An 8,337-nucleotide genomic window follows, 5' to 3' on the forward strand; every position below is an offset into this window, starting at 1 on the left:
CCGAGGCGCTGCCGATCGAGTACCAGCCCACCCCGGCATACCAAGACCTGTTCCGTCATTCGCTGACCGAGCACCGCCGACAGGTTGCTCTCCACGTCGCCACCGCCGCGGAGCGCATCTGGACCGCACCTCGATGAACGGCGACCCCGCGCTCCGCGTGAGCGGCCCCGACGACGCGACGCTGAGCCTGCTCATGGTGCACGTCGACGGAGGCCGGATCTCGGTCGTGGGCAACCAGCTCAACCCCGACAAGCTCCGCCACCTCGGTCCGGTCGGCGACCTCAACGCGCTCCTGTCACCCGAGAGCTAGGCCAGGGGACGCCACCCGACGGTCAGTCGTGAGGTGGGCGACGCAGTCGCTTGACGTCGGTGCGCCGCTTCTTGGCCTCGAGGCGCCGTTCCTTCGCACCGCGAGTCGGACGGGTCGGTCGTCGCGACGGTGGCGGCGGTCGCAGTGCGTCGGCCACGACCGCGGCGAGCCGATCGCGCGCGGCATCCCTGTTGCGCAGTTGCGCACGGTGCTCGGATGCCGTGATCGTCAGGACCCCGTCGACCAGGCGACTGCTCAGACGCTCGAGGATCCGCTCCCGCTGGAGCGGGGAGAGCACCGCCGAGCCTGCCGCATCCCACACGAGCTCGGCCCGGGAGTCGGCGGTGTTCACGCCCTGGCCGCCCGGGCCGGACGACCGCGAGAACCGCCAGGACAGCTCGGACTCGGGGATCGTGAGTCCCGAGTCGACCCGAAGGCCGGGGCGGTGGGCAGCGGGCATGGATCCATCATCCTCCCCCGCTTCGCGGGAGCTCACATGCGAACCGCTCGGTGTACTCCCGTGCTCAGCCGACCGCCTTGCGGACGAGCGCGGTGATCTGCTCCTCCACTGCCGGCGTCCAGTTGCGGATCGCGTAGCCGATGGGCCACAGGTCGCCGTCGTCGAGCTTCGCCCGGTCCTCGAAGCCGATGGTCGCGTAGCGGGTCTTGAACTTGGCTGCGGCCTGGATGAAGACCACGATCTTGCCCTCGGCGTTCGCGAACCCGGGCATGCCGTAGTACGTCTTCGGCACGAGGTCGGGCGCCACCTCGGTCACGACCTTGTAGAGGCCCTCGGCGAGCACCTTGTCGTCGGGCTCCATCTCGGCGATCGCGTCGCGCACGGCCTTGTCGCCCGCCGCACGGTTCTTGCCGGCCTTCTCCTGCTCGCGCAGCTCCTTGGCGCGCTGCTTGACCGCGTCGCGCTCCTCGGCGGTGAGCCCTCCGGACGTGTCGCTCTTGGCCATCGTGGTCCTTCCCTTCGCGGATCCTGCTGGTCTGCGACCCCGCGTCGGGGCCGTCGGATTCAGGCTAGCGAGGGGCGTTCGTCGGCCGCTTCTCCGAAACTGCTCCGATCCGGATGCCTCGCCGTGCGCGCCGCAGGGTCGGGATGCCTCAGCCCTCGAGCCGCGCCGCGATGCGCTCGAGCTCGGGCAGCAGCTCGACGAACGCCCGTGCACGGTGGCTGCGGGCATCCTTCTCCGCCGGCTGCAGCTCGGCGGCGGTGACCTCCAGCCCCTCGGGCTCGAAGATCGGGTCGTACCCGAAGCCGTGCGACCCGCGGGGCTCGTACGCCAGGCTGCCGCGCCAGGAGCCCTCCGCGACGAACTCGTGCCCGCCGGCCAGCACCGAGTCGGGCACCACCAGCGCGATCGTGCAGTGGAACTCGGCGCCGCGGTTCGGCCGTCGTACGTCGGCGAGCTGTCCGAGCAGCAGCTGCACGTTGGCCTCGTCGCCGGCGGACTCGCCCGCCCAGCGCGCGGAGAAGATGCCGGGGGCGCCTCCGAGCACGTCGACGGCGATCCCCGAGTCGTCGGCGAGCGCGATCCGGCCGCTGTGCTCCGCCGCCGTGCGCGCCTTGATGAACGCGTTCTCGGCGAACGTCAGCCCGTCCTCGACGGGCTCGGGCCCGTCGTACGGCAGCACGACCGCCTGCGGCATCCGCTCGCCGATGAGGCGCTGGAACTCGCGCACCTTCTTCGCGTTGTGCGTCGCGAGCACGAACTCGAGGCTCATGCGCGCGCCGCCTCCTCGCCGGCGGCGAGTGCGGCCAGCTGGAGCCGCGTGAGCTCCGCGGTGCCCGAGAGGGCGAGATCGAGGAGCGCGTCGAGTTCGCGACGGTCGAACGGGGCGCCCTCGGCGGTGCCCTGCACCTCCACGAAGAGTCCACGGCCCGTCGCGACGACGTTCATGTCGGTCTCGGCGCGCACGTCCTCGACGTAGGCGAGGTCGAGCATCGGGGTGCCGTCGATGATGCCGACCGACACCGCCGAGACCGTGTCGATGAGCGGCTTCGCCTTCTGCCCGATGAACTTCTGCGTGCGCGCCCACTCGATGGCGTCGGCGAGCGCGAGGTAGGCACCGGTGATCGCGGCCGTGCGGGTGCCGCCGTCGGCCTGCAGCACGTCGCAGTCGATCTGGATCGTGTTCTCGCCGAGGCCCTTGGTGTCCACGACGGCACGCAGGCTGCGGCCGATCAGCCGGCTGATCTCGTGCGTGCGGCCGCCGATGCGGCCCTTGACCGACTCGCGGTCGTTGCGCGTGTTGGTCGCTCGCGGCAGCATCGCGTACTCGGCGGTCACCCACCCGCGACCCTTGCCGTTCATCCAGCGCGGCACGCCGTTGGTGAACGACGCCGTGCAGAGCACCTTGGTCTCACCGAACGAGACGAGCGCGCTGCCCTCGGCGTGGGCGCTCCAGCCGCGCTCGAAGGTCACCTTCCGCAGCTCGTCGGCGGCGCGGCCGTCGGCGCGGGCCGGCTTCGCCTGGGGGTCGGATGCCTCGGTCATGCGTTCTCCTGTCGAAGCCATGCGGGGTGGGGAAGGGTGAGCGCGCCCGTTTCGACGAGCTCGACGCTCGGGATCTCGGGGGCGATCAATCGGTGGGCGAGGTCGAGGAACGCGCTCGTGGAGCCGCCCGTCGCCTCGTAGCGGTAGGTGGCCGGCAGCGCCGATCGGCGCTCCATGCCGTTCGAGACGAGCACGCGGTAGACGTCGTTGGCGGTCTCGACGTCGCTCGAGACGAGGGCGACCTGCTCCCCCATGACGTAGGAGATGGCGCCCTTCAGGAAGGGGTAGTGGGTGCAGCCGAGCACGAGCGTGTCGACGTTCGCGTCGCGGAGGGGCGCGAGGTACTCCTCGGCGACGGCCAGCAGCTCGTCGCCGCTCGTGATTCCCGCCTCGACGAACTCGACGAACCGGGGGCACGCCTGCGAGAACAGCTCGAGGTGCGGGGCCGCGGCGAACGCGTCGTCGTAGGCGCGCGATTGCACCGTGCCGACGGTGCCGATCACGCCCACACGACCGTTGCGGGTGGTGGCCACAGCCCGGCGCACGGCCGGCTGGATCACCTCGACGACCGGCACGTCGTAGCGCTCGCGGGCGTCGCGGAGCATCGCCGACGACGCCGTGTTGCAGGCGATCACGAGCATCTTCACGCCTTGCGCCACGAGGTCGTCGAGTACGGCGAGCGCGTAGCCGCGCACGTCGGCGATCTTCTTCGGGCCGTACGGCGAGTGCTCGAGGTCGCCGATGTAGACGATCGACTCGTGCGGCAGCTGGTCCTTCACGGCACGGGCGACCGTGAGACCGCCGACGCCGGAGTCGAAGATCCCGATCGGTGCATCCGTCACGGTCCTCAAGCTTAGGCGAGCGTCGCGTGGCACCGGCCCGCTCGCGGCCGACCAGTAGGCTGACCGTGTGACCGGGTCAGCTGCGCTCTTCACCGACCGTTACGAGCTCACGATGGTGGATGCCGCACTGCGAGACGGCACGGCGCACCGCGAGAGCCTGTTCGAGGCGTTCGCGCGCCGCCTGCCCGACGGCCGCCGCTACGGCGTCGTCGCCGGCACCGGGCGGCTCCTCGAGCTCGTGCAGCGGTTCCGCTTCGAGGAGGCCGAGCTCGAGTGGCTCCGGGCGAACGAGGTCGTGCGCCCCGCGACGCTCGACTGGCTCGCGGACTACCGCTTCCGCGGCGACATCTGGGGCTACCGCGAAGGCGAGGCGTACTTCCCGGGATCGCCGCTGCTGACCATCCAGGCGACCTTCGCCGAGGCCGTCATGCTCGAGACCGTGGTGCTGTCGACGCTGAACTACGACTCGTCGGTGGCCAGTGCCGCGGCGCGCATGGTCTCGGTCGCCCTCGGACGGCCGATCGCCGAGATGGGCTCGCGGCGCACGAGCGAGCTGGCGGCGGTCGCCGCGGCGCGCGCCGCCTACATCGCGGGCTTCGACGCCACCTCCAACCTCGAGGCCGGTCGCACCTGGGGCCTGCCCACGATGGGCACCGCAGCCCACGCGTTCACGTTGCTGCACGACTCCGAGGAGGCGGCGTTCCGCGCGCAGGTCGAGGCCTTCGGCCCTGACACGACCCTGCTGGTCGACACGTACGACATCGCCACCGGCGTCGAGACGGCCGTGCGGGTCGCCGGCACCGGGCTCGGCGCCGTGCGCATCGACTCGGGCGACCTGCCCACCGTGGTGGCTGCGGTGCGCGAGCAACTCGACTCGCTCGGCGCCGTCGACACGCGCATCACGGTGACGAGCGACCTCGACGAGTTCACGATCGCGGGCCTCTCGGGCGCCCCGGTCGACGCGTACGGCGTCGGCACCGCCGTCGTCACGGGGTCGGGATTCCCCGCGGCGGGCATGGTCTACAAGCTCGTCGCCCGTCGCGACGACGCCGGCGAGTGGGTCGCGGTGGCGAAGGCCTCGACGCAGAAGGCGAGCGTCGGCGGGCGCAAGAACGCAGCCCGGCGCCTCGACTCGACGCGCACCGCGCGCGAGGAGATCGTCTACGTCGGCGACGGACCCGACGGCGAGGCGGAGTTCGAGCCCGGCAGCCAGCTGCGCCCGCTCATGGTGCACCTCATGCACGACGGCATCGCCGCCCCGGCGTTCCTCGGTGCCGAGGGCACTCGTGCGGCGCGTGAGCACCGTGCAGAGGTCATGCAGGAGCTGCCCATCGAGGCGTTCCGCCTCGGACGCGGCGAGCCGGTGATCCCGACGACGTACCGCTGAGCGGGCGCCGTACCGCTGAGCGCACGTCGTACCGCTGCGCCGACGCGCCGCCGCGCGCGGCTACGCCGACTTCATCCGCTCGTAGATCTCCTTGCAGGTGGGGCACACCGGGAACTTCTCGGGATCGCGCCCCGGCGTCCACTTCTTGCCGCACAGCGCCTTGACGGGCTTGCCGGTGATCGCGGACTCGAGGATCTGGTCCTTCTTCACGTAATGCGAGAACCGCTCGTGGTCGCCCGGCTCGATGGCCTCGTCCTGCAGGAGCTTCTCGAGCTCGCGGTCGAGCACGGAGGTGCCTCCACCGGGGGCGTCGGGGTCGGCGATGCTCGCGTGTGCAGGATCGATCATGTGCTCGATTCTACGCGCGGATGCCGCGGTGTCGGCCTTCGCGGCGACGCCCCGGCCGGCCCATGGGCGTCGTGCCGGGATCAGGCGCGCAGCGCCGCCCCGAGGATCTCGGGTCCCCGCCGGTCGAACACGCGGCCGCCCACGAGGATGCCGAGCACGAGCACCGCGATGCCGAGCCCGGTGCCCGCGGCGAACGCCGCCGCGTTCCAGGTCGGGTCGCCGTCGAGGAAGGCGAGCGTCGCGAACGCGAGCGCCGGGGCGGCCACGAGCACCGAGCCGAGCATGGTGATCGACTGCACGAGCGCCGTGATCGCGCCGGTCGACTGGGGCTGCTGGAAGGGGCTGTCGCCGGGCTTCACCGCCGGGTAGGGGAACCGCGCCGACGTGATGGAGCCGACGCCGAGGCCGCCGAGGAGCAGTGCGGTGCTCACGCCGATGACCGATGGCAGCAGCCGCCAGTCGTCGATGACGAACACCGTCAGCGAGCTGCCGAGGCCGATCACGAGGATGCCCGCAATGAGCACGGGAACGAGCCGACCGGCGCGATCGGATGCCCCACGCACCCCCGAGGCGACGTGCAGCCATACCGCGGTGCTGTCGTATGCGGTGTCGTTGTGGAGCGACCAGCCGAGCAGCAGGCACATCAGCGGCACGGGGATGAGGGCGGTGTAGGCCAGCGGGATCCCTGCGAGTCCGAGCGGCACGATGACCAGCAGCGGCACGATCGGGATCATGATGAACGACACCCAGTAGCGCGCGTCGCGGAACCAGTAGGTGATGCTTCGTGCGGCCACCGCACCCGTCGCGGTGTGCGGCATCCGGTCGAACCAGCCGAGCCCGCGGTAGCTCTTCGCCGACGCCTCCCGTCCGGGAGTCACGAGCATGCGCGCCACGACCGCCTGCCAGGCGAGCCAGAGCGCACCGAGCGTGAGCGCGGCCACGAGGAACTTCAGGATGGCGACGCCCCAGTCGCCCGCCGCGGCGTCACCCGGTGCGGCGAACGCCGCGCCGAGCGGCGTCCAGCCGAGCACGCCCGCGAGCGACTCGAGCAGGCCGAGGCCGGAGCTCGCCCAGTCGAGCGTCGCGAGCACGACGATGATCGGCGAGATCAGCACGATGAAGAGCACTCCGAGCACGCTGCTCACCTCGCGAGCGCGCCGAGTGGCGAGCAGCACCGACGCGATCGAGGTCGAGACGCGGGCGAGCAGCAGGCACGTGGCGAAGGCGAGCGCCGCTGCGAGCAGCGCGAGGATGGTCTCTCCCACGCCGCGCGACCACGTCACGACCGTTCCCGCGAGCACGATCGCGAGCACCAGCGCGGGGATGCCGATCATCGCGGCGATCGCGAGACCGAACGCCAGTGTGCGGTCGGGCAGCCCGAACAGCGCGAATCGCCGTGGGTCCATCGTGTCGTCCACCCCGAAGAGCAGCGGTAGCACCACGAATCCGATCACCGTGGCCGAGCCGGCGACGATGAACACGTCGCGGACGAGCTCGACGTCACCGACGAAGCGCAGCCCGACGAGCGTCATGAAGAGGAGCGCGGCGAGACCCAGTCCGTAGACGAGGCCGAGCACGATCCCCACGACCTGCCAGACGCTCCGCCGGAAGATGTTCCCGAGCAGGCGCAGCTTCAGTCGGAGAAACTGTGCAACCATTCCATGCCTTCCGCTGCCTTGCGTCCGCCGGCGAGCTCGACGAAGCGGTCTTCGAGGGTCTCGCCGGCGCGCACCTCGTCGAGCGTTCCGGATGCCAGCACCCGGCCGCCCACGATGATCGCCGCCGAGTCGCAGACGCGCTCGATGAGGTCCATGCCGTGGCTGGAGAGCACCACGGTGCCACCGCCGCCGACGTACCGCTCGAGGATCTCGGTGAGGTTGGCCGCGGAGACGGGGTCGACCGACTCGAAGGGCTCGTCGAGCACGAGCAGGCGCGGAGCATGGATCATGGCGCAGGCGAGCGCGATCTTCTTCGTCATGCCGGCGGAGTAGTCGGCGACGAGGCGGTCGACGGCGTCCTCGAGCCCGAAGGCGGCGATCAGCTCGGTGCTCCGCTCGCGCACGGTGCGACTGTCGAGGCCGCGCAGCACGCCGGAGTAGTAGAGCAGCTGGGCGCCGGTGAGGCGGTCGAAGAGGCGCAGCCGGTCGGGCAGCACACCCGTGGCACGCTTGGCCGCGCGTTGGTCGGCCCACGCGTCGATGCCGTTGATGCGGACCATGCCCGCGTCGGGCCGGAGCAGCCCGGTGACCATCGAGAGCGTCGTGGTCTTGCCCGCCCCGTTCGGGCCGACGATGCCGAAGAACGAGCCGGCGCGCACGTCGAGCGTGATCCCGTCGACGGCGGTGTTGTCGCCGAACTTCTTCACGAGGCCCTCGATCGAGAGCACCGTGGGCGCGTCGGGCGACGGCGCCGGGCGCGCCACCCGCAGCGTGCGCTTCTTGCGCGGGGTGACCTTGCGCGGAGCTGGGATGACGGCGACCGCCTGGTCGACGGCGGCGTCATCGGGTGCCTCGAGGTCGGTGTCGACCGTCGGGATCGGCGGCGCCTCGGTCTCGGGCGGCGCGGTGGTCGCCGCGGCCACGTCAGTCGCATCGAGGTCGACCTCGACTCCAGCATCGGAGAGGACGTCCTCCAGGGTCATCGTGGCCGGAGCCCCGTCGACGGGTACGTGATCGCTGATGACCGGGGCAGCGGATGCCGCGGCTGCAGCCTCGGCCGCTGCCGTGGGCGTCTCGGGCGCCTTGCTCTCGGCACGCGGCGACGGATCGGCGATCGCGTCGTCGGCGATCGCCGCGGCCGCGACGACGGCGGCAGCCCTGGCGGCGGCCTGTCGCTCGGGCCGCTCGCGCGTGGTCTCGTCGATCTCGGCGGCCGCAGTCGCTCCGGCAGCGGGTGCGACGGGTGCCGCCTCGGCGGCGGGCGCGGCAGCGGGTGCGACGGGTG

The 8,337-nt window shown here is 71.7% G+C and carries 11 protein-coding genes; 3 read left to right on the plus strand and 8 right to left on the minus strand.

The genetic code is table 11. The features are described 5' to 3' along the window. Window positions 1-14 precede the first annotated feature (14 nt). Together GH736_RS25740 and GH736_RS12825 are read left to right on the plus strand one after the other, a co-directional pair. A complete protein-coding gene (locus tag GH736_RS25740; RefSeq protein ID WP_407922345.1) occupies window positions 15-137 on the plus strand; it encodes a hypothetical protein in 123 nt (40 codons plus the stop codon). Beyond that, a complete protein-coding gene (locus tag GH736_RS12825) occupies window positions 134-310 on the plus strand; it encodes a hypothetical protein (RefSeq protein ID WP_159603863.1) in 177 nt (58 codons plus the stop codon). Before GH736_RS25740 ends, GH736_RS12825 begins: the two co-directional genes overlap by 4 nt. Window positions 311-332: 22 nt before the next feature. Here GH736_RS12825 and arfB read toward each other — a convergent pair whose 3' ends face one another. From arfB to murI, 5 genes are all read right to left on the minus strand, one after another. Then, window positions 333-770: an alternative ribosome rescue aminoacyl-tRNA hydrolase ArfB gene (arfB, locus tag GH736_RS12830; protein WP_159603865.1), complete on the minus strand. Its 438-nt coding sequence runs from the start codon at window positions 768-770 to the stop codon at window positions 333-335. Window positions 771-834: 64 nt separating this feature from the next. Next, window positions 835-1,275, minus strand: coding sequence for an iron chaperone (locus tag GH736_RS12835; protein ID WP_159603867.1), 441 nt, complete (start codon window positions 1,273-1,275; stop codon window positions 835-837). A gap of 148 nt (window positions 1,276-1,423) precedes the next feature. After that, the gene (gene rdgB / locus GH736_RS12840; protein WP_159603869.1) at window positions 1,424-2,044 is read right to left on the minus strand and encodes an RdgB/HAM1 family non-canonical purine NTP pyrophosphatase; all 621 of its coding nucleotides are present in this window, start codon (window positions 2,042-2,044) and stop codon (window positions 1,424-1,426) included. Beyond that, window positions 2,041-2,817, minus strand: a complete 777-nt coding sequence (gene rph / locus GH736_RS12845; protein WP_159603871.1) for a ribonuclease PH — start codon at window positions 2,815-2,817, stop codon at window positions 2,041-2,043. Before rph ends, rdgB begins: the two co-directional genes overlap by 4 nt. Further along, window positions 2,814-3,659, minus strand: a complete 846-nt coding sequence (gene murI / locus GH736_RS12850; protein WP_159603873.1) for a glutamate racemase — start codon at window positions 3,657-3,659, stop codon at window positions 2,814-2,816. Before murI ends, rph begins: the two co-directional genes overlap by 4 nt. A gap of 67 nt (window positions 3,660-3,726) precedes the next feature. On the opposite strand from murI, the gene GH736_RS12855 reads away from it, so the two are divergent. Further along, window positions 3,727-5,046 (plus strand): nicotinate phosphoribosyltransferase, encoded by a 1,320-nt coding sequence (locus GH736_RS12855; protein ID WP_159603875.1) that lies wholly within the window; start codon window positions 3,727-3,729, stop codon window positions 5,044-5,046. A 60-nt stretch (window positions 5,047-5,106) separates the two neighbouring features. Here the strand turns inward: GH736_RS12855 and GH736_RS12860 are convergent, their stop codons facing one another. From GH736_RS12860 to GH736_RS25620, 3 genes are all read right to left on the minus strand, one after another. Continuing rightward, on the minus strand, window positions 5,107-5,394 hold the full coding sequence (locus GH736_RS12860; RefSeq protein WP_159603877.1) for a DUF3039 domain-containing protein: 288 nt from the start codon (window positions 5,392-5,394) through the stop codon (window positions 5,107-5,109). 80 nt (window positions 5,395-5,474) lie between these two features. Beyond that, complete coding sequence (locus GH736_RS12865) at window positions 5,475-7,052, minus strand: hypothetical protein (RefSeq protein ID WP_159603879.1); 1,578 nt, start codon at window positions 7,050-7,052, stop codon at window positions 5,475-5,477. Further along, window positions 7,028-8,337: ABC transporter ATP-binding protein (locus tag GH736_RS25620; protein ID WP_328596855.1), on the minus strand; the 1,310-nt coding region annotated here is incomplete at its 5' end. The genes GH736_RS25620 and GH736_RS12865, both read right to left, overlap by 25 nt.

It is taken from the genome of Agromyces humi (assembly GCF_009720255.1).
GTDB lineage: Bacteria > Actinomycetota > Actinomycetes > Actinomycetales > Microbacteriaceae > Agromyces > Agromyces humi.

Excerpts from the sequence above, each read along its gene's own strand:
- GH736_RS12835 (WP_159603867.1), bottom strand. The coding sequence starts at position 1,275 with ATGGCCAAGAGCGACACGTCCGGAGGGCTCACCGCCGAGGAGCGCGAC.
- GH736_RS12865 (WP_159603879.1), bottom strand. The coding sequence starts at position 7,052 with ATGGTTGCACAGTTTCTCCGACTGAAGCTGCGCCTGCTCGGGAACATC.
- rph (WP_159603871.1), bottom strand. The coding sequence starts at position 2,817 with ATGACCGAGGCATCCGACCCCCAGGCGAAGCCGGCCCGCGCCGACGGC.
- GH736_RS12860 (WP_159603877.1), bottom strand. The coding sequence starts at position 5,394 with ATGATCGATCCTGCACACGCGAGCATCGCCGACCCCGACGCCCCCGGT.
- arfB (WP_159603865.1), bottom strand. The coding sequence starts at position 770 with ATGCCCGCTGCCCACCGCCCCGGCCTTCGGGTCGACTCGGGACTCACG.
- rdgB (WP_159603869.1), bottom strand. The coding sequence starts at position 2,044 with ATGAGCCTCGAGTTCGTGCTCGCGACGCACAACGCGAAGAAGGTGCGC.
- GH736_RS12825 (WP_159603863.1), top strand. The coding sequence starts at position 134 with ATGAACGGCGACCCCGCGCTCCGCGTGAGCGGCCCCGACGACGCGACG.